This is a genomic window from Kitasatospora sp. NPDC091335, from assembly GCF_044757205.1.
Lineage (GTDB): Bacteria > Actinomycetota > Actinomycetes > Streptomycetales > Streptomycetaceae > Kitasatospora.
The window spans coordinates 105446-126692 of sequence record NZ_JBIVUM010000002.1 but is presented as its reverse complement, the minus strand read 5'-3'; the positions used below and the strand labels follow the sequence as shown (position 1 = coordinate 126692).

23 protein-coding genes and 1 tRNA gene are annotated in these 21247 nt (G+C 70.2%); 9 read left to right on the top strand and 15 right to left on the bottom strand.

Annotated features, from left to right (window positions below; translation table 11 throughout):
* Positions 1-77: 77 nt before the first annotated feature.
* Positions 78-158: transfer RNA gene (locus ACIQOW_RS05400), tRNA-Tyr, on the top strand.
* Positions 159-309: 151 nt separating this feature from the next.
* Here ACIQOW_RS05400 and ACIQOW_RS05395 read toward each other — a convergent pair.
* From ACIQOW_RS05395 to ACIQOW_RS05330, 14 genes are all read right to left on the bottom strand, one after another.
* Complete coding sequence (locus ACIQOW_RS05395) at positions 310-1701, bottom strand: tyrosine-type recombinase/integrase (RefSeq protein ID WP_401079999.1); 1392 nt, start codon at positions 1699-1701, stop codon at positions 310-312.
* Positions 1701-1886, bottom strand: a complete 186-nt coding sequence (locus ACIQOW_RS05390) for a helix-turn-helix transcriptional regulator (protein WP_400672201.1) — start codon at positions 1884-1886, stop codon at positions 1701-1703. The genes ACIQOW_RS05395 and ACIQOW_RS05390 overlap by 1 nt, the downstream gene beginning before the upstream one ends.
* Before the next feature lie 257 nt (positions 1887-2143).
* Positions 2144-4141: a DUF3987 domain-containing protein gene (locus tag ACIQOW_RS05385; protein WP_401079997.1), complete on the bottom strand. Its 1998-nt coding sequence runs from the start codon at positions 4139-4141 to the stop codon at positions 2144-2146.
* Entirely contained in the window at positions 4138-4425 is a 288-nt protein-coding gene (locus ACIQOW_RS05380; protein ID WP_401079995.1) for a hypothetical protein, read from the bottom strand. The genes ACIQOW_RS05385 and ACIQOW_RS05380 overlap by 4 nt, the downstream gene beginning before the upstream one ends.
* A 102-nt stretch (positions 4426-4527) precedes the next feature.
* Positions 4528-4698 (bottom strand): hypothetical protein, encoded by a 171-nt coding sequence (locus tag ACIQOW_RS05375; protein ID WP_401079993.1) that lies wholly within the window; start codon positions 4696-4698, stop codon positions 4528-4530.
* A gap of 201 nt (positions 4699-4899) precedes the next feature.
* On the bottom strand, positions 4900-5580 hold the full coding sequence (locus ACIQOW_RS05370; protein ID WP_401079991.1) for a hypothetical protein: 681 nt from the start codon (positions 5578-5580) through the stop codon (positions 4900-4902).
* The gene (locus ACIQOW_RS05365) at positions 5580-6014 is read right to left on the bottom strand and encodes a hypothetical protein (RefSeq protein ID WP_280675274.1); all 435 of its coding nucleotides are present in this window, start codon (positions 6012-6014) and stop codon (positions 5580-5582) included. The genes ACIQOW_RS05370 and ACIQOW_RS05365 overlap by 1 nt, the downstream gene beginning before the upstream one ends.
* 16 nt (positions 6015-6030) lie before the next feature.
* Entirely contained in the window at positions 6031-6786 is a 756-nt protein-coding gene (locus ACIQOW_RS05360) for a hypothetical protein (protein WP_401079989.1), read from the bottom strand.
* A gap of 144 nt (positions 6787-6930) precedes the next feature.
* Positions 6931-7107 carry a hypothetical protein gene (locus ACIQOW_RS05355; RefSeq protein WP_401079987.1) on the bottom strand — a complete coding sequence of 59 codons (177 nt, stop codon included), beginning with the start codon at positions 7105-7107 and terminating at the stop codon, positions 6931-6933.
* Positions 7107-7352: a hypothetical protein gene (locus tag ACIQOW_RS05350; protein ID WP_401079985.1), complete on the bottom strand. Its 246-nt coding sequence runs from the start codon at positions 7350-7352 to the stop codon at positions 7107-7109. The genes ACIQOW_RS05355 and ACIQOW_RS05350 overlap by 1 nt, the downstream gene beginning before the upstream one ends.
* Entirely contained in the window at positions 7349-7471 is a 123-nt protein-coding gene (locus ACIQOW_RS05345) for a hypothetical protein (RefSeq protein WP_401079983.1), read from the bottom strand. Before ACIQOW_RS05345 ends, ACIQOW_RS05350 begins: the two co-directional genes overlap by 4 nt.
* Positions 7472-7604: 133 nt before the next feature.
* Positions 7605-7949 carry a hypothetical protein gene (locus tag ACIQOW_RS05340; protein ID WP_401079981.1) on the bottom strand — a complete coding sequence of 115 codons (345 nt, stop codon included), beginning with the start codon at positions 7947-7949 and terminating at the stop codon, positions 7605-7607.
* Positions 7946-8950 (bottom strand): DUF2637 domain-containing protein, encoded by a 1005-nt coding sequence (locus tag ACIQOW_RS05335; protein ID WP_401079979.1) that lies wholly within the window; start codon positions 8948-8950, stop codon positions 7946-7948. Before ACIQOW_RS05335 ends, ACIQOW_RS05340 begins: the two co-directional genes overlap by 4 nt.
* 94 nt (positions 8951-9044) lie before the next feature.
* Positions 9045-9323 carry a hypothetical protein gene (locus tag ACIQOW_RS05330; RefSeq protein WP_401079977.1) on the bottom strand — a complete coding sequence of 93 codons (279 nt, stop codon included), beginning with the start codon at positions 9321-9323 and terminating at the stop codon, positions 9045-9047.
* A gap of 482 nt (positions 9324-9805) precedes the next feature.
* On the opposite strand from ACIQOW_RS05330, the gene ACIQOW_RS05325 reads away from it, so the two are divergent.
* From ACIQOW_RS05325 to ACIQOW_RS05315, 3 genes are all read left to right on the top strand, one after another.
* Complete coding sequence (locus ACIQOW_RS05325; RefSeq protein WP_401079975.1) at positions 9806-10654, top strand: GntR family transcriptional regulator; 849 nt, start codon at positions 9806-9808, stop codon at positions 10652-10654.
* Positions 10651-11337: an HAD family hydrolase gene (locus ACIQOW_RS05320; protein ID WP_401079973.1), complete on the top strand. Its 687-nt coding sequence runs from the start codon at positions 10651-10653 to the stop codon at positions 11335-11337. Before ACIQOW_RS05325 ends, ACIQOW_RS05320 begins: the two co-directional genes overlap by 4 nt.
* 346 nt (positions 11338-11683) lie before the next feature.
* Complete coding sequence (locus ACIQOW_RS05315; protein ID WP_401079971.1) at positions 11684-12532, top strand: DUF6602 domain-containing protein; 849 nt, start codon at positions 11684-11686, stop codon at positions 12530-12532.
* Positions 12533-12649: 117 nt separating this feature from the next.
* Here ACIQOW_RS05315 and ACIQOW_RS05310 read toward each other — a convergent pair whose 3' ends face one another.
* On the bottom strand, positions 12650-13381 hold the full coding sequence (locus ACIQOW_RS05310) for a hypothetical protein (protein WP_401079969.1): 732 nt from the start codon (positions 13379-13381) through the stop codon (positions 12650-12652).
* A gap of 422 nt (positions 13382-13803) precedes the next feature.
* Here ACIQOW_RS05310 and ACIQOW_RS05305 point away from each other — a divergent pair, with 422 nt between their 5' ends.
* The 5 genes from ACIQOW_RS05305 to kdpB all read left to right on the top strand — a co-directional run bounded on the left by ACIQOW_RS05305 (position 13804) and on the right by kdpB (position 21229).
* The gene (locus tag ACIQOW_RS05305) at positions 13804-14277 is read left to right on the top strand and encodes a hypothetical protein (RefSeq protein WP_401079967.1); all 474 of its coding nucleotides are present in this window, start codon (positions 13804-13806) and stop codon (positions 14275-14277) included.
* A 661-nt stretch (positions 14278-14938) separates the two neighbouring features.
* Positions 14939-16771, top strand: a complete 1833-nt coding sequence (locus tag ACIQOW_RS05300) for an APC family permease (protein WP_401079965.1) — start codon at positions 14939-14941, stop codon at positions 16769-16771.
* Positions 16772-17290: 519 nt separating this feature from the next.
* On the top strand, positions 17291-17380 hold the full coding sequence (gene kdpF / locus ACIQOW_RS05295; RefSeq protein WP_035794954.1) for a K(+)-transporting ATPase subunit F: 90 nt from the start codon (positions 17291-17293) through the stop codon (positions 17378-17380).
* Between the two features lies 1 nt (position 17381).
* The gene (gene kdpA / locus ACIQOW_RS05290; protein WP_401079962.1) at positions 17382-19046 is read left to right on the top strand and encodes a potassium-transporting ATPase subunit KdpA; all 1665 of its coding nucleotides are present in this window, start codon (positions 17382-17384) and stop codon (positions 19044-19046) included.
* On the top strand, positions 19046-21229 hold the full coding sequence (kdpB, locus tag ACIQOW_RS05285) for a potassium-transporting ATPase subunit KdpB (RefSeq protein ID WP_401079960.1): 2184 nt from the start codon (positions 19046-19048) through the stop codon (positions 21227-21229). Before kdpA ends, kdpB begins: the two co-directional genes overlap by 1 nt.
* Positions 21230-21247 lie beyond the last annotated feature (18 nt).

Sequence of the window (21247 nt, the reverse complement as noted above, 5' to 3'; positions counted from 1 at the left end):
AGTGGCGGAGCACCCCCCGGGATCGGGTATGGTTTACCAAGTCGAACGGGGTGAACGCCCCGGGAAACGAAGATCCTGGCTGGTTGCCCGAGCGGCCAAAGGGAGCAGACTGTAAATCTGCCGCGCAAGCTACGCAGGTTCGAACCCTGCACCAGCCACAGGATAGAAAACAGGCCCTGATCTGCGGAAACGCGGATCAGGGCCTGTTTCGTTGCGTTCGAACGCCGGTCACGCCGGATGGTCGTTTTGGGTGGTTTGTCTCACCTGGTTTCGCCCGGATCCCAGTCCTGACCAGCGCATACGGACCAGCTACGGACCAGGATCCGGGGCCGGCGGCGCCGGGCGGTTCCGGTTGAGCCGCTTCGAGATCAGCTCGTTGGCGTACTCGACGGTGCCGTGCAGGCACTTCGCGTAGACCCGGAGCATGACGGCGACGCTGTGCCCCGCCCGCCGGGCGACCTCCGTTGGGTCGACTCCGGAGTTCAGCCCGAGCGAGATCCCGGCGTGCCGCAGGTCGTACGGGCGCTTGCCGAGCTTCGTCGCGCAGTCGGCTGGCGACAGCACCTCGGCCCGGGCCCGCTGCCAGACGACTCCGTAGCCGCTCTCCTGCACCATCCCGCCCCGGGACGTCCGGAACAGCCGCCCGTCGGGTGCCGCACCGAAGGCCTCGATGTGCTCCCGCAGGATCGCCACCAGCTCGGGCGGGACCGGGACGCGCCGGGTCGCCTTCTCGGCCCGGTGCTTGAGCCCGCGCTTGTCGTGCGACGTCCCGTCGTCCGTCCAGGACGAGCCGACCCGCGGCCGGGTCTCGTCCAGGACGACGTAGCCCCATCCCTCGACCGGGAGGTGGCAGCGGGCGAGCGTGAGGAACACGGCCTCGGCCGGCCGCAGCCAGCCGTAGTAGAGGCAGGCGAAGAAGGCCCGGAGGTGCGCCCCGCGCTTCCCCTGGCGTCCGGCCGCCTCGATCAGCGCCGCGGCCTGGTCCTCGTTGACGACCACGCCGGGGTCGACCTCCTCCTCGGTCTCCGGCGGCTGCCACTGGACGGTCGGGAAGGGGTTGGCGGTCAAGTAGCCCTCCTCCACGGCGTAGCCGAAGAGGTGGCCGAGGATGCGGCGCTTGCGCAGGATGACCGAGGGGGCGGCCTTCTTGCCGTCGAGCTTCACCGCGAGGGCGTTCAGCAGTCGGCGCACCATCGGCGGCTCCTCGAAGGCGGAGACCGACACGGACTGCTTCTGCACCCAGGCCAAGGCCTTGGCCCAGTCCGCCGGCGGCTCCTCCTCCCACGCGTTCACGTTGAACGCCCAGCTGTAGAGCGCCCGGCGGACGATCCGCTTGTCCGGCATGCCGGCCTTCGACTTCACCAGCTCGAACGTGACCGTGGCGAGGGCGTCGGCCCAGGTCGTGCGGGTCTTGGCCGGAGCCCCTTCCCACCGGGCCTCGACGTACCGCCTGCCGAGCTCGTACCAGGTGATCTGCTTCTCTCTGCGGAGCTCGGAGAGCGGCAGGCCCCGGTCGACGTCGAACGGCTGCCCGTCGCGGAGGGCGGAGATCAGCTCGGACTTCCGGCCGTCGGCCGCGGTCTTGGTCAGGAAGGACTCGGAGAACTCCCGCCCCGCGACGGTCCAGCGGACCATCCAGGGGGCCCGCCGGTCCGGGCGGTGTCGGTGGTCCCAGAACTTGACCTTGTACGAGGTGGGCATCAGGCGGCCACCTCGCAGGCGGCGAGCCACGAGTCCAAGTCAGCCCGGTCGACCCGGACCTGGCCGTTGGGGAGCTTGATAAGGCGCGGCGCCTGGCCTCGGGCGCGCATCCGGTAGAAGGCGGCACGGGACATGCCGAGTTCGGCGAGCACGACGGGGAGCTTGAGCAGTTCGCGCTTGGGCATGGCGAAGTCTCCTGCTGTGGGTGCGGATTGATGCCTGTGGCGTGTTGTGAGCCCTCTCGCGGGCGGACGCGGAGGGCGGAAAGCATCAGGGCTGTCAGGGGAACTCGCTGACCTGCGGATATGGCCCCTGCCGGGGCGTCAGGAGTTGTCAGGGCTGTCAGGGGATACCCGGAATCCCCTGACAGCCCTGACGTTCCCTGGCGGGCCGTCTGGTGGCGATTGGCCTGGTCAGGGCTTTGCCCTGACATCCCTGACGGTTACGCAGTCGCGTCCGGAGCCGTGGGGGTGCTCACGGCCGGGTGGACGCGGTAGGTGACGGCCTGGGGGCGGCCGCGCTGACCGTTGGCGGTGGGCTGGTCGGTGCGGAGCCAGCCGTGCTGTGCCAGCAGGTGCAGGGCGGGTTCGACGTCGGCGACCTTCTTGAACCGCCGGGACGACGCGACGGCGTCGTGGGCCTTGATGTGGGTGCGGTGGGTGCCGTCCTTCTTCGGCCGCTGGAGCCACTGGAGGAGGGCGTGGGCGTCCTCGGTGGCGGGGTCGGCGGCGATGAGGTCGAAGACCGCGAGGGTGTGAGCGGTGTAGTAGTCAGCGATCTCGGCGGCGCGGTCGACGACGGCGGCCTCCAGGCCGGCGCGCCAGGCGTTGCTGTCCCGGTCGGAGGCGATGTGGTCGGCGAGGTGGAGCAGAACGGCGATTCGCGCGATGTGGCCGACGAGCTTGCCGGCCCAGTCCTTGATGTGGGCGAGCGGCTGGTCGGGGCGGAGCTGGACCTCTACGCGCTCCTGGAGGCGCTCGATGGCGAGGTCGGCGGCCTGGTCCATGAGCACGGTGACCGGGTCGGTGAGGTCGGTCATGGCGCGGAGCAGGCGGGTCAGGTTGCGGTCGTAGGCGTTCGCGACCTTCTCCGGGATCGGCGCGGTACGGACCTTGCGGTAGCCCAGGTTGGAGGGCGGCAGGGAGTAGAGGAAGCGAGCGAGCAGGCCCCGGTCGCGGGCTCCGGGGGCGGTGCCGAGTTCCTGGAGGACGGCGGGCTGCGGGGTCACGCCGATGGTGAGGGCGGGCTTGTCGACCGTGGGCTGCTCGCGGGTGATGCGGTCGGACTGGAGCCGCTCGCCCTTGTGCGCCTGGAGGAACACCCCCAGGTTCGGCTTGCTGCTGTAGCGGCCGACCATGCTGTCGAACAGGTCGCCCTCCGGGGAGAGCGCGGCCAGGCACCGGTGGACGGCGAGCTGGCTGGTGACGGTCTCCGGGGTGATGTCCCCGGACAGCGTCAGGCGCGGGCTCGGCGGGACGGCGATCTCCTCGGCGAGCATCTTCGCGGCGGAGATCTCCGCGACGAGCCGGGAGCGGTCGAGGTCGGGGTTCTTGCGGGCCTTGGCCATCAGGGCGTCGACCTCCGCGAGCGCGGCGTCCTTGGCGGTCTCGGCCTCGATGATCACCGCCCTGGCGCCGGCCTGAAGCTCCGCCTCGACCTTGTAGACCGGGCCCATCGTGAACGCGAACACGTCGGACTTCCGGCTGGCCGGGGGCATCGCGCAGGTCAGGTAGAGGTTGGACTGCTCGCGCCAGCCGGGCCGGATCTCCACGTTCACCCGGCCGCCAGCGGCGGTCGACAGGGCGGCGAGGGCCATGGTGGCGGCGGCATCGGGCGGGGTCTGGGTGAACTCGGCGACCGCGGCGACGTAGGCGCCGACCCATCCGGGCAGGGCCTGGACGGGGAAGGTCGGCAGGGCGCCGTGAGAGCCGAGCGGGACGGGGTCGAGCCAGGTGTCTCCGGCGGCGAGGTCGGCGAGCATCGAGAGGGCAGCGGTGCGGACGGCGTCCAGGTCGGCCTGGTCCTCGCCAGCCATGGCCATGTTGGCGAGGCGGCTGGTGGCGGTGCCGATCCGGCGGCGCTCGGCGGCGAGGCGCACGATCTCGGCGTAGTAGTCGCCGTTGGCGGCGGTCGGGGTCGCCTCGACGCAGGCGTGCAGGTAGCCGGGCCCGCCGACGCGGCCCAGGTCGCCCTGGGCGCGCAGGACGCCGGCCAGCAGCATCGGGTCGACCGGCCGCTCGCCGCCGGCCATCCGGGTGATGGCGCGCCAGATCGTCTCGTGCGCGGGGTGGTAGAACGCGCTCGGATCGCCGAGCTGGGCGGCCAGCGCCGGGATCTGGGCGGGGTCGAGCAGGGCGGCGCCGATCACGGCCTGCTCGGCGGCCTTCACGTCAGCGGGCTCCGGCCGGAACGGGATCACGTTCAAGGAGTTCTCGGTCACCGCTCCTCCTCGTCGGGGAGCTGGTGGTGGTCGAGCCAGGCGAACGCGGAGGTGGTCTGGGCGCGGTAGTAGACCTCGATGGCAGCGTCGGGGACGCTGCCGACGTGGACGCGCGGGTCGACGAGGCTGGCGTACAGGCGCGCGCCGTGGTGCACGCAGGCCTTGGCGGCGTCGCCGTGCCGGTTGAGGACGGTCACGGCGTCGCGCGGGCCCTCGCAGGGGCTGGCGTCGCCGAGGTGAGCGGCCTCGCAGCGGGGCTGCGGCGAGGTGGTGTTTCCGGGCATGCTGGAGTCCTCTGGTCTCTGAGAGGGATCGGATTGGCCCCGCAGCAACCGCCCGTCACCCGGCAAGGTCGACGGTTGCTGCGGGGCTTCGTGCTGTGTCGGTCAGTCGTCCTCGGGGCCGCAGAGGCAGTCCTCGGGAGCGGCGCCCTGGCCGATCTGGCAGGCGCAGTAGATGAGTCCGAGCGGCGTTTCGACGGGCTCGCCGCCGGTGCAGTGGTCGCACTCGCCCGGCGCCCAGTCGGCGGCGTCGAACTCGTCGTAGTCGTCGTGCACGGTGATGCCTTTCAGCGGGCAGCCCGGCGCGGCGGCCGTCGCGGGGCCGCGACGCCAGGCTGCTGAGGGGGTGTCGATTGGTGGGGTAGGGCGGTAGGTAGGGGGCCGGTAGGGAGGGCGGTAGGCGCGCGCTGACCTGCGGTTCCTACCGCCCTACCGGCGTCCGAGAGGGGGTGTCAGGAGGGGGTGGGGGAGAGGGGCTCAGGCGGCCTTCTGGGCGACCGCCGGGACGGTGCCCGGGGCGGCCTCGGGAAGGGCGTCCAGCAGCACCGCGAGGCGGTTGCGCTGGCGCCCGTTGAAGGTGAGCTTCTTGCCCTCGACCAGGGCCACCCCCAGGCCCTCCAGGTGGGCCCTCAGGTCGGGGACCTTCCAGCCACCGAACAGACCCCTCGCCTGGCCCTCCTCCAGGACCTGGGAGAGGTGTGCGGCGGTGCCCTGGTCGGACATCCCGGCGACGTGCCGAATGAGGGCGTGAAGGTCGGCGTCGACGGGGGCGTCCTGGAGCTCGTCGTCCTGGTCGTCGGAGTCGTCCGGCCCGGCCTCGGTGGAGGCCTCTCCCTGGTCCCCGGTCTTGGCCTTGGCCGCCTTCTCCTTCGCGGCCTGGTCGGCCTCGGCCAGTTCGGCGGCGGCTTCGGTGTTGCCGACCACGACCGCCACGACCACCCACAGGACGAGGAGGACGGTGATCGTGGTCGGCGCGTACCGGGCGACGGGCCGGGCCAGGACGGGGGAGAGGAAGAGGCCGAGGGCGAGCGCTCCCCCGACCTGCTGGCGGGTGACGGTGACCTTCTCGGCGTGAGGCCGGACGGCCCGGATGATCAGCCTGTTGCCCAGGCCGAACGCGGTGACCGACACACCTTCGAGGTAGCGGTGCAACTTCATCAGGCACCGACCAGGCCCTTGAGGACCGAGCCGATCACGGTGAGCGGCAGGGCCCAGATCCCGCCGGCGGCGGCGTAGACGGAGGGCACGGTGGCGCCGAGGATGCTGTCCTTCCACGGGCCGGGCTTGGTGCCGAACAGGGCAAGGGTCAGGATCGCGGCGACCGCGCCGGCGCCGACGTTGCCGAACGCCTGGCTCTGCGAGGTGAAGGCGTGGGTGAGGGCGTCGCCGACCGTGCCCGGTGCGCTGAAGGCCTGTCCGGCACCGGCCGCGAAGATGCCGAAGACGATCATGAGCCAGGCGGTGTGCTCGTCCTTGTGCTTCTTGGCGAGCTTGCCCTGCTTCTCGGCCTTGCGGCTGCCGAGGATGATCCACACGGCGATGGCCAGGCAGAGGCCGCCGGAGCCGAACGAGCCGAGCAGCTGGGTGTCCATGGCGATCTCCTGACGGTCAGTGGTGGGAGCTGGAGAGGAGGGTGATCAACGGGGCCAGGCCGAGGGCGCCGACCAGGGCGGAGGCGAGCGGCACCCGGACGAGGACCAGGACGGTGAGGGCGCCGGGGCCGCGGACCTCGGACACCCGGACGTGGCCCCACCTGCGCATGCGCAGGTCGAGGACCCAGGCGCCGGCCGCGGCGAACGCGGCGACGGTGAGGGGCAGGTGGGCGGCCAGCTGGACGGCGCCGACGTTGAAGCCGACCACGGCGGAGGCGGTGGTGAGGATGCACCAGCGGCGGAAGCGGCGGGCGCGCTCGGACTGGGGCTGGCGCCACAGCACCGAGGCCTTGTGGCGCTGGGCCAGCCGCTCGGACCGGTGCCGGGCCTTGCGCTGGTCGGGGGTTTCCCCCTGTCGCCGGTACCAGTCCTCGCGTTCGTTGCGGATCCGCTCGGCCCGCTCTTCGGGCGTCTCACTGATCAGCAGGCCCAGGCGGTTCACCAGGCTGTCCATGTCGTAGGAGGGGGCGGGCGGCGGGACGGGCTGCTGCGGGTCGGCGGGGCCGGCCTCGTCGCCCTGGTCCTCGTCGGCCTGGTCCTCGCCGGCGTCGTCGGGGGCGGTTTTGCGGAGGTCGACGGGCTCGGCCTCGGGTTCGGGAGCGGTGCGCTGGCTCCACGGACCGCTCCTGCGCCACCACTCGACAACGGGCTCGGGTTCGGCGTCGGGCATGCCGACGGTCGGCGGCTGGGTCGGGGGCGGGGGAACGGTCACCGGTACCACCCCCGGCGGGCCAGCTCGCGCAGGGCCCACAGTCCGATCCCGGCGTCGACCAGGATCAGCAGCAGAACCAGGTAGATCACGGTCTGCCTCCATTGGCAGGTAGCGGGCCCGGCCGTAGCCGGGCCCGATGGCGGGTCAGGAGGAGAGCCACCAGCGGCGGGGGATCGGCCCGGGGCCGGGGGCGGTGCTGCGGTTCTCGGGGCGGGCGTTGATGGCGGCGTGCCCGGCCCGGTCCGCCTCGCGGACGGCCTTCGCCCTCCGCTGCTGGCGGGGCTGGGGCTGGGCGGGCTGCTTCTTGCCGATGCCGAACATCAGGCGCCCTCCCCGATCCGGCCGACGAGGACGAACGGCTCGCCGTCCAGCTCGCAGAGCGCACGGAACTCGGCGGGGCGCTCGCCGTCGGCGGAGGCGTCGGAGACCGTCAGGCGGCGGCACCAGGTCTCGCGGAGCAGGCCGGCGACCTCATCGATCGTCAGCGGCTCGGCGAGCCGGTAGGCGAGGCCGCCGTGGTCGAGGCGAGCGATGCCCAGACCGGGCACCTGCTTGAGCGTGTTCACCGGGCACCGCCCGTCTTGCCGACCTGGACGGTCAGCACGCGGTCGGCGCCGGCGGCGGCGCGGGTGCGGTCTTCGGGAGTGATCGGGGGGGCGGGGGGTGCGATCATGGTCAGGGCCATGACAGTGATCTCCTTGCTGAGGATCAGCCGAGCAGGTGTGGGGAGGCTGCGGGCCGCGACGGCGGTGCTGTCGGCGCAGGTCAGGCAGGTGCCATCCGGCGGGTGCCGTCCGCGTCCCAGCGCTGTCGGCGACCTACCGCTCGTCGTCCGTGTCGTGCGGGTAGAAGCCATACAGTTCGACCGGGACGCCACTGTGGGTGCCGGTGGCGATCAGCCAGGCGGTCATGCCGTGCTGCTTCTGCTCGACGGTGGCGGGGTCGAGACCGAGGGCGGCCCGCCACTGCTCGAACTGGCCGAGGCCGTAGTGCAGGGCGATGTACAGCCCCCACGTCCAGTCGTACGTGCCCGGCGCGGACGTCACCTTCAGCTGGACGTCCGGGGCGGGCAGGCTCGGGTGAGCGGTGAGGATGGCCAGCAGGGCGCTGGCGGCGCTGACCTGGTCGCTGGCAACGGCGGTGGTCTCGATGCTGGTGGTCACGATGCCTGCTCCTCGGGCGCGGTGGTCTCGTCGGTGCCGGGTACGGCGTGCAGGGCGGGGGGCTCGGTGGAGCGCAGTTCCTGGTAGCGGCTGGCGATCCATCCGGCGGACCAGCCGGTCAGCTCGACCGCCCGGCGCTGCGGGATGCGGGCCACGACGCAGTCCTGGACCTTCATCCGGGCCTGGTCCTCGGGCAGTCGCCCGTCCACGGCGGGGGCGGTGAGGAGTTTCTTCCGGAGCTGCTCGATCTCCCGCTCGGCGTCCTGCTCACGCTCGCGCTCACGGCGTTCACGCTCGCTCACCTCGCGCTCACGGCGTTCACGCTCGACCCGCTCGGCGTCCTGCCGGCGCTGCCGTTCGTCGCGGTCGGCGGCGTCCCGGCGGGCCTGCTCGTCCCGCTGTTCGCGGGCCATGCGCTCCTCGTGCTCACGCTGCTTGTCGGCCATCCGCTCGTCGTGCTCACGGCGCTCACGCTCGCGCTGCTCGGCCCGCGCAAAGTCCGCCAGCCGGTCCTCGCGTTCCTGCCGGAGGCGCTCCTCCTGACGGCGCTCTCGCTCTGTGCGCTCATCGCGCTCACGGGCCGCTCGCGCGGTCAGAGCGGCGGCGATCGCCCGCCGGTAGGCGAGAGAGGTCTCCGCCGTGACGATCAGCAGCAGTGGCGCCACCGAGTGGACCGCCACCCCGACTTTGTCGTGGTCCAGGGCGGACTGACCCACGTTGAGCAGCACCGTCATGGCGCCGGTCATCCAGCGCAGCACGGCCGGCCACCGGCCGCCGTCGCCGTCGAGGCGGGTGAGGGTGCTGTCCATCCGGACCACGATCACCACCGCTGCATCCACGACCAGCGGCAGGATCGGAGCCGTCCACCCCCAGTCCTTCGGGGTGTGGTGGGACATGAGCGGGGTCACCGTGAGCACGCTGTAGAGGACCGCTCCGAGCGTGATCGTCCACGTGCCGACCGCCAGCGCCTTCTCGGCCGAGCGGATCTGTTCCTGGCTCATCGGTGCCCTCACCGCGGCCACCGCCCGATGAGCGGAGAGCGCGTCGTGAGCGCGTCGTGAGCGGACGTGAGCGTCGTGAGTGCGAGTCCGGTGCTCACGCGGCCACCCGCTCGATGCTCGCGGTGCGGCGGATGACTGCCGGGCGCCGCAGCGGCACCGGCGCCATCTTCAGCTGCTGCTCGGCGAAGGCGGCCAGCTCCGGGTCCTCCCGGCGCAGGTCCGCCAGCACCGCGTACGCCACGTCCAACCGGGCCTGGCACTCGACCGCCGACTCGCCGGCCACGCCGGCGAACAGCTCCTCGTCCACGTCCAACGCCAGCTCCGCGAACTCCTCGGTACCCAAGGCGTGTTGACCTGCAACAATCGACTTCACGGGTCTACCTCTTCCAGTGGGAGGTGGGCCCCAGGGGCTGCCGCGCGCCCGGCCAAGGAAAGCGCGGCGGCCCCGAAACCAGGGCCAGCTACTCGTCATGTCACGAGCAGCCATGACCCCCGATCCGCCGCAGGCGGCGCGGATCGGGGACCAAAGACACTCGTTCGCTGAGACCGCGCCGGTCCGGCGCCGAGGAGTTCGGCGGTGAACTGGCGGGGGGGTGCGTCTTTCAAGGCAGACGCGGACCTCTCGGTCCATGCCATCCGCATGCCAAGGCGCGGTCGACCTCGGCCCGATCTGTCCCGGGCCCCTTCGCCTATCCCCATAGGCGCATTTGTGCAGCTCAGAGCAGCCCAAAGAAGGCCCCTCTGTGTCGCCCCTGTCTCACTTGGTGCGACACGCACAACATAGACAACCTGCTTAGGCAGGTCAAGAGAGTTGGGTTTCTCGCGCCTGTTGGGCACCTCCCCTAGCATTGGCCCATGGCCCTAGACCCGGATGACTCTCGCCCCCCGTATCAGCAGGTCGGCAGCTCTCTGCGGGCCTCGATCCTCACGAAGAAGCCGGGCTTCGAGACCGGCGACAAGCTCCCCTCCGGCCCCGAGCTGGCGAAGCACTTCGGCGTGGCGCGCGGCACGGTGGACAAGGCGCTCGACCTGCTCCGCACCGAGGGGCTGATCGTGACCCGGCAGGGGAGCGGCTCCTTCGTACGGGAGCGCACCTCTCGGCCGGTCGGGCTGCGGCCTCACCTCGAAGCGGCCTTCGAGCAGCAGCAGGTGACCCTCGACTTCGCCGGCTTCTCCAGCGAGACGCTGCACAACGCGCTGCAGGAGCCGCTCGACAAGGTCCGCTCCGGCCGGCTGGCGCCGGAATCCATCACGGTCCGCCTGCTGTTGCCGGACACCACGGCGCCGATGGCCGTGCCGGTCCTGGTCGACGGGCTTCAGGACGAGGCCGCCCTCCGGGAGCGCGCTCGCAACATCGCCCTGACGAACGCCGGCGGCATCGCGCACTCGGTGGAGATGCTGGCCGAGCTGGGCCTTGTCCAGAAGGCGAGCGTCCAGGTCAAGGTGCACCGGGCGTCCAGCCTGTTCAAGCTGTACATCCTGAACCGGTCGGAGGCGTTCTTCGGCTTCTACCCGCTCCGCGAGCGCACCGTGTCGATCGACGACACCGCCCACACCTTCTACGACGTGACCGGCAAGGACACCACCCTGTTCCACCACGCCGCCGGCCCGGACGACGCCTCGCTCGGATCGCAGTACGTCCAGCAGGCCCAGATGTGGTTCGACAGCGTGTGGTCCACGATCGCCTACGAGCGGCAGCCATGACCGCCACTCCTCAGCAACTCGCGGACGTGCTAAGGCCGGTGAAGCACATCCTCCTAGACTTTGACGGCCCGGTCTGCTCGGTCTTCGCCGGCCTTCCCGCTCCGGAGGTTGCGCGCCGACTCCGCGAGGGCCTTCTCGCCGCGGGCGAGCAGGCCCCGGCCGGGGCGGAGGCGGAGAACGACCCGCTTGCCCTGCTCCGCCTGGTCGCGGACGCTCGGCCCGGTCTCACGGAGAGCACGGACGCCGCGCTGGCCGCGCTGGAGACCGAAGCCGTCCGGGTCGCCTGCCCAACTCCGGGCGGAGAATCGGTTCTGCGAGCTGCCGTCTGCTCCGGTCGGCTGGTCTCCGTGGTCAGCAACAACGCGGGCGTGGCCATCGAGACCTACCTCGCCAAGCACGGTCTCCGCGACTACGTGGCCGGAGTCTTCGGGCGCGCCCCGGGCGACCCCTCGTCCATGAAGCCGAACCCGCGCCTTCTGCTCGAAGCTATGGAAGCTGCGGGCACCAGGCCGGAGCAATGCGTCTTCGTCGGGGACGCGGCGCGGGATGTCGAGGCCGGGGAGGCTGCCAGCATCCCGACGATCGGCTACGCCAACAAACCGGGGAAGGATGCCAAGCTGGCCGCCGCCGGCGCCGTGGTGATCGTGGACTCGATGCAGCTCATCGCGGATGCCCTGACCTGATGTTCAAGCTCCTGATGTTCGGTGCCCGAAACGTCGAGGCATGAGCGACATCGTGGCGACACATCCGCCGCCGCCGTCCCTCGATAAAACATCTGTCATCTGAGCCTTCCGGGTCGCATGCTGAATGCCGTTCTACTGGATCACGGGTACTCACTCGGCGAGGCAGCCAGCAGCCAGGCTGGCCCCTCGGGGGCGCAGAGAGCCCTGCGCGTAGGGCTTCTGCTGAGCCGCGATCACTCGCCAGCGCAGCTCTCGACGGGTTAGTCGATCTCCTGATTCTGCAGACATGCTGCACGCGCGGTGACAGAATTGATGAACCGGCCGATATGGGCACGAGGGGAGAGTAGTGAGCCAGCGGGAGCTAGTTTCCTATTTCAAGCAGGCAACCATGGAAATGCAGCTCGAATATGAGCGAATCCGTGCACGTGCCATGGAAGATCCAGGGACGGCCGGGGATGAAGGCGAAGAGAATTGGGCGTCACTCTTAAGGAAGTGGCTCCCCGGGGATTTGCAAATCGCCACGAAGGGGCGAGTTCTTTGCGGCGACGGAGAGGCGACTGATCAAGTCGATATCGTGGCCCTTTCTCCCCTTTATCCGCGCGGAATGCTGACTAAGAAGATGCATCTCGCTTCGGAGGTGATGGCCATCTTTGAGTGCAAGTCGACCCTGAAGGCGCAGCATATCGAGAAGACGATCGCAAGCGCCAGTCGCGCAAAAGAGGCCATCTATAGGGCGCATGGGAAGGAAGTAACTTACGGACTAGTGGCTCACTCTCACTCATGGAAAGCTGACAAGCTGGAAGTGGTGGACGCGATCTCGGGCATGCTTGCAGAGGGTGATAGAACTCATGTCGGCCACCCAAATAACTCGCTCGACTTTTTGTGCATTGCAGATCTGGGATCATGGGTTCTTCGCACAGATTCGGATGAGGATGTCTACGGTCCGGGAGTTATCAGCTACTATTCGGGCCCATCGTTCACTGGATTTGACGGAAAAAGTGTCGATACGTCTCCTATTGGAAGGATGATCGCATATGCGCTTCGGCGCCTTTCCCATCTAGATGGCAGATATCACGGATTGGCCGGATATTTCGGGATGGCAGGCCTCGAAGGAATGGGCTCTTTTGATACGAGTAACCTTCGGGCGTGGAAGGATTTCGAAAGTAGGCGTCGGCATGTCGATCTCTTCTTTTGAGGTAGCTACCGTCCCGTATAGAGATCGGCATGATTGGGCACCATGGCACCCGGCGAAGTTGACGATGCTGTCGCACAGATCAAAGCCGACTTGGAGAGAATCTCGCAGGAGCGTGCCTCACTTAGGCAGCAGACTGCTGACCTTGTGAGAGCGGCACGCGAGGCCGTCGCAGTCGCGCTTCTCTCTGGCATCAAGCCAGATGAGGCCACGGAGCTGACCGGCTACAGCAGTCGAACCATCGAGGGATGGGTGAAACGTGCGCGCCGGGCTCGCGTCGCGAGCGTGACTCTCGATGACGCGAAAACGGCCCTCCGGGCCGTCAAGCAGGCCCGGCATCGTCTGGCGGATGCCGACCGTGCTCTGGCGCGCCAGGCTGAACAAGCTGCAGGGCTTGCTTGGCAGCGCGGTGTTGCACCCGAAGACGTCGTAGACCTCAGTGGGTACACGCTTGGAACGGTCGAACGCTGGTATGCCACTGTTGACCGGATCGTTCGCCAGGCCGCGCGACAGGCTCGCGTGGAGCAGGTTCGCAGCGGACTGCGGATGACTCCAGCAAAGTGGACCACCCAGGGCCGCAACAGTTGGAGCGCCAAGCTGAGGGACGAAGCCTTGGCGGTCATGGCAGAGCGCCGAGCCGAGTGGAACGGACGGGACTGGCAGCCGCCGGCCGAAGGCAAGCTTCGGTACGTCCGGATCAGGTGGGAAGGCGAGCAGTACCCCTACCGGCTCCAGCCAGCCAAGCAACGGCGACGCAGGCGGAAGCGCCGGAAGAAGTAGCACCCATCCTGGGATATTCATAACGTCGAGATAACGAATATCCTCGCGCGCGCGCGCACGCGCGAACTGCACGCTTCATGGGCGTTTTTGATCTTCAACCGACCCAAACGGCCGGCCAGGAACCGCGCTACGTTCATGGCACCCCGATCGGGGCAACTCCCCTACCTCCCAGGAGGATTCGGCATGCCTATGCAGCTGCCTTCCAAGTCGGCGCGAGGCCTGGTCGTACGCGTGATCGTCGGGCCTCTGTCGACTCCCGCCACTCCCGACCCGTGGGGGCAGTGGTGGCGACGCGGGCGACCGCTAGTCATCGCGCTGGTCACTGGCGCGCTGACTACCACCGGCCAGCACCTCGCGTCCGCGATGTTGCGGCACTTCGGGTGAAGCCAATCCGGTTGCGGCCTCGACCCTGGCCGCAACCGGAAGGCCTTCGCAGGGAGTTCGTCGCGGAACCTGTGCTCTTTTGTGAGGCGTGTGGCGTCGGTAGGTTCTGGATGGTGATTACTCAGATCGTCACGCTGGTGGGCGTCCTGCTGGGTGCGCTCACCTCGTTCGTGGCCACCGGGTGGGCAGAGCGGACCAAGCACCGCCGGCTGATGGCCGCGCGGTGGGACGAGCGGAAGCTCGACACCTACGTGCAGTACGCGACCTGCGTGAAGGAGATCGACTCAGTCGCCAAGCGGGCCAGACAGGCCGAGGCGGGGTCGACGGCGCGGGCGGAGTTCCTGGCGACGATGGAGCAAGCGGAGATCCAGCGGTCGGCGCTCTTCGAGACGCTCGTCCTGCTCGCGAGTCCGGCTGCGGTGGAGGCGGCGAAGGCGGTCAACACCGTGCTGTGGGAGATCGAGATCGCCGCCCGCGAGCACACCGCAGTGCCGAACGGCTCTGCCTTGGTCGAGTTGCTTAACGCCTATCACGCGCAGGCCAGGCTCGACCTCGGAGTCGGCAATCCGGTCGGCGGGGCGTGAGGTGAAACACAGGAGGGCCGCGTCGGGCAGCGGAGATCGCAGCCCGACGCGGCCCGTTGGGTGCTCGCGAAGGTGGGGTGGCACGGGGGCGCCGAAACCATGATCCGGACCAGGGGCGGACCAGGCGCGGCCCGCGATCAAGAGTCCGCAGGTCAGAGCGTCCCTGGTCAGCGGCCTGTAAATCTGCCGCGTAAGCTACGCAGGTTCGAACCCTGCACCAGCCACAGGATAGAGAACAGCCCCTGATCTGCGGAAACGCAGACAGGGGCTGTTCTGTTTGCCCCGGGCCGCCCGTGCGCCGTCCGGGTGCCCCGCCGCTCCCCGCCGTCCCCTCGTCGCACCCCGGACGGGCTTCCGGGCGAACTTATTGCACATTGCTTGCAATTACGGGTTTCAGGCAGCAGAGTGGGGTGCCGGGGGTGGGAGTCCTTCGACAGAGCTGATCGTCTTCCCAGCCGGCGACCGCCGGGACAACGGCTCGCCCCACCCCCGCCAACAGCTACCGGGCGGCGCCCGGAGTGGCGCGGCGGTTGCCTCGTGGAGGCATCAAGAGGGCGTCAGGGGCGCTCGTGGCGGCGTCAGGAACGCGTAGGGCCCGCGGGGCGGCGGGAGTGTGGACCGCAGGATCGGACCAACTCACCGACTGCGGAGGTCCCGTCCGATGTCCAGCGCCATCACCACTGCGGCCGTCACGGCCGAACCCGAGCCGCCTGATACCGGTACGGGCGACGAGCGGCACCGGCTCAGCGCGCTCGGCGGACTGGCCGCGCTCTCGCTGGACGCCATGGCCTCGGTCGCGTACGGGCCGGAGTCGATCGTGCTGGTGCTGGCCGCCGCCGGTGCGTACGGGCTGGGCTTCACGCTGCCGGTCACCGCGGCGATCGCCGTGCTGCTGGCGGTGCTGGTCGCCTCCTACCGCCAGGTGATCGCGGCGTTCCCGGACGGCGGCGGCTCCTACGCGGTGGCCAAGGCGCACCTGGGCCGCAGGACCGCACTGACCGCGGCCGCCTCGCTGGTCGTCGACTACGTCCTGAACGTCGCGGTATCCGTCACGGCCGGCGTGGCCGCGCTCACCTCGGCCGTACCCGGCCTGTTCGGCGACCGGGTCTGGCTCTGCCTGGGCGTGCTGGCGCTGGTCACCGCGGTGAACCTGCGCGGGATCGCCGAGTCGGCGCGCTGGTTCATGGCGCCGACGGCCGTCTTCGTCCTCTCCATCCTGACGATCATCGTGGCCGGCCTGCTCCGGGACGCCCCGGCCAGCACCGCGGCCGCCGCCGGCCACGCCTCGACGCTCGCCGAGAACGCCTCCACCGTCGGCGCGCTGCTGCTGCTCAAGGCCTTCGCGGCCGGCTGCTCCGCGCTGACCGGGGTGGAGGCGGTGGCCAACGCCGTCCCCTCCTTCCGCACCCCGCGGGTCAGGCGCGCGCAGCACACCGAGGTCGCGCTCGGCGCCCTGCTCGGCGTGATGCTGATCGGGCTGGCCGTGCTGATCGGGCGCTTCCACCTCCAGCCGGTGGAGGGCGTCACCGTGCTCGCCCAGCTCGCCGACGCCTCGCTCGGCCACGGCTTCGGCTTCTACGTCGTCCAGTTCGCCACCGTGGTGCTGCTCGGGCTGGCCGCCAACACCTCCTTCGGCGGGCTGCCGGTGCTGCTCGACCTGCTCGCCAGGGACAACCACCTCCCGCACCTGTTCGCGCTGCGCGCCGACCGCCAGGTGTACCGGTACGGCGTGCTGTTCCTGGCCGGGGTGTCGGCGGCGCTGCTGGCCGGCTCCGGCGGGGACGTCAACAGCCTGGTGCCGCTGTTCTCGATCGGCGTGTTCGTCGGCTTCACCATCTGCCAGGTCGGCATGGTCCGGCACTGGCTGTCGCACCGGCCCTCCGGCTGGCGGTGGAAGGCCGCGCTGAACGGTTTCGGCGCGCTGCTCACCGGCGTCGCGGCGCTGGTCGTCACCGGCACCAAGTTCACCGAGGGCGCCTGGGGCATCGTGGTGGCCCTGCCGCTGCTGGTGCTGCTGTTCGAGGCGGTCCACCGCAGCTACGCGCGGATCGGCGAGCGGCTGGAACTCGGCCGGGTGCCGGGACCGGTGACCAGGCAGCGCAGCCTGGTCGTCGTCCCGGTGACCGCGATCACCCGGCTGACCAGGGACGGCCTGTCGGCGGCGCTCTCGCTCGGCGACGAGGTCATGGCGGTGACCGTGGTGCACGAGCCGGCCGCGGCCGAGGCGCTGCGCCGGGACTGGGAGCTGTGGCAGCCGGGCGTGCCGCTGGTGGAGCTCCCGGACGCGCACCGCCGGCTGGGCCGGCCGATCGCGGACTTCGTCAACGAGCTGGGGGCGGAGCACGCCTACGACCGGCTGACCGTGCTGATCCCCGAGGTGGAGCCGGCCCGCTGGTGGCAGCGGGCGCTCCAGAACCGGCGCGGCGCCGTGATCGACCGCGCCCTGCGCCGGCACACCGACGCGGTGGTCTGCCGGCTGCGCATGCGGATGTGACCGCGAGCGGTGACCACGGTCGGTGACCGCGATCGGTGACCACCACGAACGGCCCCGACAGGCCCCGGACGGCCCCGACAGGCCCCGGACGGCCCCGGACGGCCCCGGGCGGCAGCCCGCCGCCCGGGGCCCGCGGCTTTCCTGGCGACGGCGCGGACCAGGGCCACCGCCCGAACCCAGGCCCGAACCCCGGCGCGGACCACCACCCGCACCCCGGCCCGCACCCCGGCCCGGATCTCGGCCCGATCACGACGGTCTCGGTCCGGTGAAGCACCCGTCAACGTCGCGTCAACGTCGCGCTGTCACCCGTATGGAGGGCGTCAGGGCCTCATAACGCGCCTCTGACGGCTGCTTTGCTGCATCTGCCGGTCGTCCGCCGGCGCCGCGCGTGCCCTCGGGCCCAGGTCGCGGCATCTCCCGAACCGCTCTGGTGGAGCCCATGTCCGATCTCATCTACGTCGGTGTCACGGTCGCCGTGTTCGCCGTCATCGCCCTGATCGCGCGGGGGGTGGAGAAGCTGTGAGCGTCGAGAACATCGCTGGTCTGATCGTGGCCGTCGCCCTCGTCGGCTATCTCGTCGTGGCGCTGATCTTCCCGGAGAAGTTCTGACATGGGATCCACTCTCGCGGGCTGGCTCCAGGCCGTCGCCCTCGTCGGCGCGCTGGCCCTGTGCTACCGCCCCCTCGGCGACTACATCGCCAAGCTCCTCACCTCCGCCAAGCACCTCAGAGTCGAACGCGGCATCTACAAGCTGATCGGCGTCGACGGCGACGCCGATCAGCGCTGGCCGGTCTACCTCCGCTCGGTGCTGGCCTTCTCGGCCGTCTCCGTCCTCTTCCTCTACGGCCTGATCCGCCTCCAGGGCCACCTGCTGCTGAACCTGGGCGTTCCGCAGATGGAGGGCCACCAGGCCTGGAACACCGCGATCTCGTTCGTCGCCAACACCAACTGGCAGTCCTACGGCGGCGAGTCCGCGATGGGCCAGGTGGCGCAGATGGCGGGCCTGGCGGTGCAGAACTTCGTCTCCGCCGCCGTCGGCATCTCCGTCGTCGCCGCGCTGGTCCGGGGCTTCACCCGCAACAGGACCGACCGGGTCGGCAACTTCTGGGTGGACCTCACCCGGATCAACCTGCGCCTGCTGCTGCCGGTCTCGATCGTCTTCGCCCTGGTCCTGGCCGCCAACGGCGTGATCCAGAACTTCCACGGCTTCCACGAGGTCACCACCCTCGCGGGCGAGGTGCAGAAGATCCCGGGCGGCCCGGTGGCCTCCCAGGAGGTCATCAAGCTGCTCGGCACCAACGGCGGCGGCTTCTTCAACGCCAACTCGGCGCACCCGTTCGAGAACCCGACCGGTTTCACCAACCTGGTCGAGATCTTCCTGATCCTGGTGATCCCGTTCGCGCTGCCGCGGACCTTCGGCCGGATGGTCGGGGACAACCGCCAGGGCTACGCGATCGTCGCCGTGATGGGCCTGTTCTGGATCGCCTCGACGGCCCTGCTGACCCTCGCCGAGTCCCAGCACCACGGCAGCGCACTCCAGGCCGCGGGCGCCGCGATGGAGGGCAAGGAGCAGCGCTTCGGCATCGCCGCCAGCTCGCTGTTCGCCGCCTCGACGACGCTGACCTCGACCGGCGCGGTGAACTCCTTCCACGACTCGTACACGCCGTTCGGCGGCGGGCTGACGGTCTTCGACATGATGCTGGGCGAGATCGCGCCCGGCGGTGTGGGCTCCGGCCTGTACGGCATGCTGGTGCTGGCGGTCGTCGCGGTGTTCGTCGCCGGCCTGATGGTCGGCCGCACCCCCGAGTACCTGGGCAAGAAGCTCGGCGGCCGGGAGATGAAGTTCGCCTCGCTGTACATCCTCACCACGCCGACGATCGTGCTGGTCGGTACGGGCGTGGCGATGGCGCTGCCGGGCGAGCGGGCCGGGATGCTCAACTCGGGCGCCCACGGTTTCTCCGAGGTGCTGTACGCCTTCACCTCCGCCTCCAACAACAACGGCTCGGCCTTCGGCGGCATCACCGTCAACACCGACTGGTACGACACCGCGCTCGGCCTGGCGATGATCTTCGGCCGGCTGCTGCCGATCGTCTTCGTCCTGGCGCTGGCCGGCGCGCTCGCCCAGCAGCAGCCGGTCCCGGCCACCCCGGGCACCCTGCCCACCCACAAGCCGCTGTTCGTGGGCCTGCTGTCGGGCGTGATCCTGATCGTCGTCGGCCTCACCTACTTCCCGGCCCTGGCTCTCGGGCCGATCGCGGAAGGTCTCTCCTCCTGATGTCCACCCCAACGCTCACCCCCGCACCAGCCGACAAGGCGGAGCCCGCCGCGCCGCACAGAGTGTCGAGCGGCCTGCTCGACCCGAAGCTGATACTCGCGTCCCTGCCGGACGCGGTGAGGAAGCTCGACCCCCGGGTGATGGTCAAGAACCCGGTGATGTTCGTGGTCGAGGTCGGCTCGGTGGTCACCACCGTGTCCGCGATCGCCGACCCGTCCGTGTTCGCCTGGGCCATCACCGTCTGGCTCTGGCTCACCACGGTCTTCGCCAACCTGGCGGAGGCCGTCGCCGAGGGCCGCGGCAAGGCCCAGGCCGACACCCTGCGCAGGACCAAGACCGAGAGCGTCGCCCGCCGGCTCACGAACTGGCCGTCCACGGACGCCGAGGAGGAGGTGCCGGGCACCGCGCTGCGGCTCGGCGACCACGTGGTGGTCGAGGCCGGGCAGGTCATCCCCGGAGACGGCGACGTGGTCGAGGGCGTCGCGAGCGTCGACGAGTCGGCGATCACCGGCGAGTCCGCGCCGGTGATCCGCGAGTCCGGCGGTGACCGCTCCGCGGTGACCGGCGGCACCAAGGTGCTGTCCGACCGGATCGTGGTGAAGATCGCCTCGGAGCCCGGCAAGTCGTTCATCGACCGGATGATCGCCCTGGTCGAGGGTGCCGCCCGGCAGAAGACGCCGAACGAGATCGCGCTCAACATCCTGCTGGCCTCGCTGACCATCGTCTTCCTGGTCGCGGTCGTCACGCTCCAGCCGATGGCGACCTACGCGGGCGCCCCGCAGTCGATGATCGTCCTGGTCGCCCTGATCGTGGCGCTCATCCCGACCACCATCGGCGCGCTGCTCTCCGCGATCGGCATCGCCGGCATGGACCGGCTGGTCCAGCGCAACGTGCTGGCGATGTCCGGCCGCGCCGTCGAGGCCGCCGGCGACGTCAACACCCTGCTGCTCGACAAGACCGGCACCATCACCCTGGGCAACCGCCAGGCCGCCGAGTTCCTGCCCGCCCCGGGCGTGTCCACCGACGAACTGGCCGACGCCGCGCAGCTGTCCTCGCTCGCGGACGAGACCCCCGAGGGCCGCTCGATCGTGGTCCTCGCCAAGACCGAGTACGGTCTGCGGGCCCGCACCCAGGGCGAGCTGACCCACGCCACCTGGGTCCCGTTCACCGCCCAGACCCGGATGTCGGGCGTCGACCTGGCGGAAGCCGGGCCTGCGGGAACGGAAGGCGCGGAGCGAGGCGACCCGGACAACAACAGCGGCGGCGGGCGACGGGCGGGCGGCCTCCGCCAGGTCCGCAAGGGCGCGGCCGGCGCCGTCTCCAACTGGGTCGCCGAGAACGGCGGTTCGGTCGGCGACGAGGTCTCCGCCCTGGTCGACGGGATCTCCGCCGCCGGCGGCACCCCGCTGGTGGTGGCGACCAGGGTCGGCACCGGGCCGGCCCGCGTCCTCGGGGTCATCCACCTCAAGGACGTCGTCAAGGAGGGCATGCGGGAGCGCTTCGACGAACTCCGCCGGATGGGCATCAAGACCATCATGATCACGGGTGACAACCCGCTGACCGCCAAGGCGATCGCGGAGGAGGCCGGCGTGGACGACTTCCTCGCCGAGGCCACGCCCGAGGACAAGATGGCCCTGATCAAGAAGGAGCAGGAGGGCGGCAAGCTGGTCGCGATGACCGGCGACGGCACCAACGACGCCCCCGCGCTCGCCCAGGCCGACGTCGGCGTCGCGATGAACACCGGGACCATGGCGGCCAAGGAGGCCGGCAACATGGTCGACCTGGACTCCAACCCGACCAAGCTGATCGAGATCGTCGAGATCGGCAAGCAACTGCTGATCACCCGCGGCGCGTTGACCACCTTCTCGATCGCCAACGACGTGGCCAAGTACTTCGCGATCATCCCCGCGATGTTCGCCGGGGTGTACCCGGGCCTGAGCCACCTCAACATCATGGGCCTGCACAGCCCGCAGTCCGCGATCACCTCGGCGATCATCTTCAACGCCCTGGTCATCATCGGCCTGATCCCGCTCGCCCTGCGCGGCGTGCGCTACCGCCCGTCCGACGCCGGCTCGCTGCTGCGCCGCAACATCGGCGTCTACGGCTTCGGCGGCCTGGTGGTGCCGTTCGTCGGCATCAAGCTGATCGACCTGATCGTCCAGTTCATTCCCGGCCTCAGCTGACGGGGAAGGAGAGAAAAC

Excerpts from the sequence above, each read along its gene's own strand:
- ACIQOW_RS05395 (WP_401079999.1), bottom strand. The coding sequence starts at position 1,701 with ATGCCCACCTCGTACAAGGTCAAGTTCTGGGACCACCGACACCGCCCG.
- ACIQOW_RS05390 (WP_400672201.1), bottom strand. The coding sequence starts at position 1,886 with ATGCCCAAGCGCGAACTGCTCAAGCTCCCCGTCGTGCTCGCCGAACTC.
- ACIQOW_RS05380 (WP_401079995.1), bottom strand. The coding sequence starts at position 4,425 with ATGCCCGGAAACACCACCTCGCCGCAGCCCCGCTGCGAGGCCGCTCAC.
- ACIQOW_RS05370 (WP_401079991.1), bottom strand. The coding sequence starts at position 5,580 with ATGAAGTTGCACCGCTACCTCGAAGGTGTGTCGGTCACCGCGTTCGGC.
- ACIQOW_RS05365 (WP_280675274.1), bottom strand. The coding sequence starts at position 6,014 with ATGGACACCCAGCTGCTCGGCTCGTTCGGCTCCGGCGGCCTCTGCCTG.
- ACIQOW_RS05355 (WP_401079987.1), bottom strand. The coding sequence starts at position 7,107 with ATGTTCGGCATCGGCAAGAAGCAGCCCGCCCAGCCCCAGCCCCGCCAG.
- ACIQOW_RS05345 (WP_401079983.1), bottom strand. The coding sequence starts at position 7,471 with ATGGCCCTGACCATGATCGCACCCCCCGCCCCCCCGATCACTCCCGAA.
- ACIQOW_RS05335 (WP_401079979.1), bottom strand. The coding sequence starts at position 8,950 with ATGAGCCAGGAACAGATCCGCTCGGCCGAGAAGGCGCTGGCGGTCGGC.
- ACIQOW_RS05325 (WP_401079975.1), top strand. The coding sequence starts at position 9,806 with ATGGCCCTAGACCCGGATGACTCTCGCCCCCCGTATCAGCAGGTCGGC.
- ACIQOW_RS05320 (WP_401079973.1), top strand. The coding sequence starts at position 10,651 with ATGACCGCCACTCCTCAGCAACTCGCGGACGTGCTAAGGCCGGTGAAG.
- ACIQOW_RS05305 (WP_401079967.1), top strand. The coding sequence starts at position 13,804 with ATGGTGATTACTCAGATCGTCACGCTGGTGGGCGTCCTGCTGGGTGCG.
- ACIQOW_RS05300 (WP_401079965.1), top strand. The coding sequence starts at position 14,939 with ATGTCCAGCGCCATCACCACTGCGGCCGTCACGGCCGAACCCGAGCCG.
- kdpA (WP_401079962.1), top strand. The coding sequence starts at position 17,382 with ATGGGATCCACTCTCGCGGGCTGGCTCCAGGCCGTCGCCCTCGTCGGC.
- kdpB (WP_401079960.1), top strand. The coding sequence starts at position 19,046 with ATGTCCACCCCAACGCTCACCCCCGCACCAGCCGACAAGGCGGAGCCC.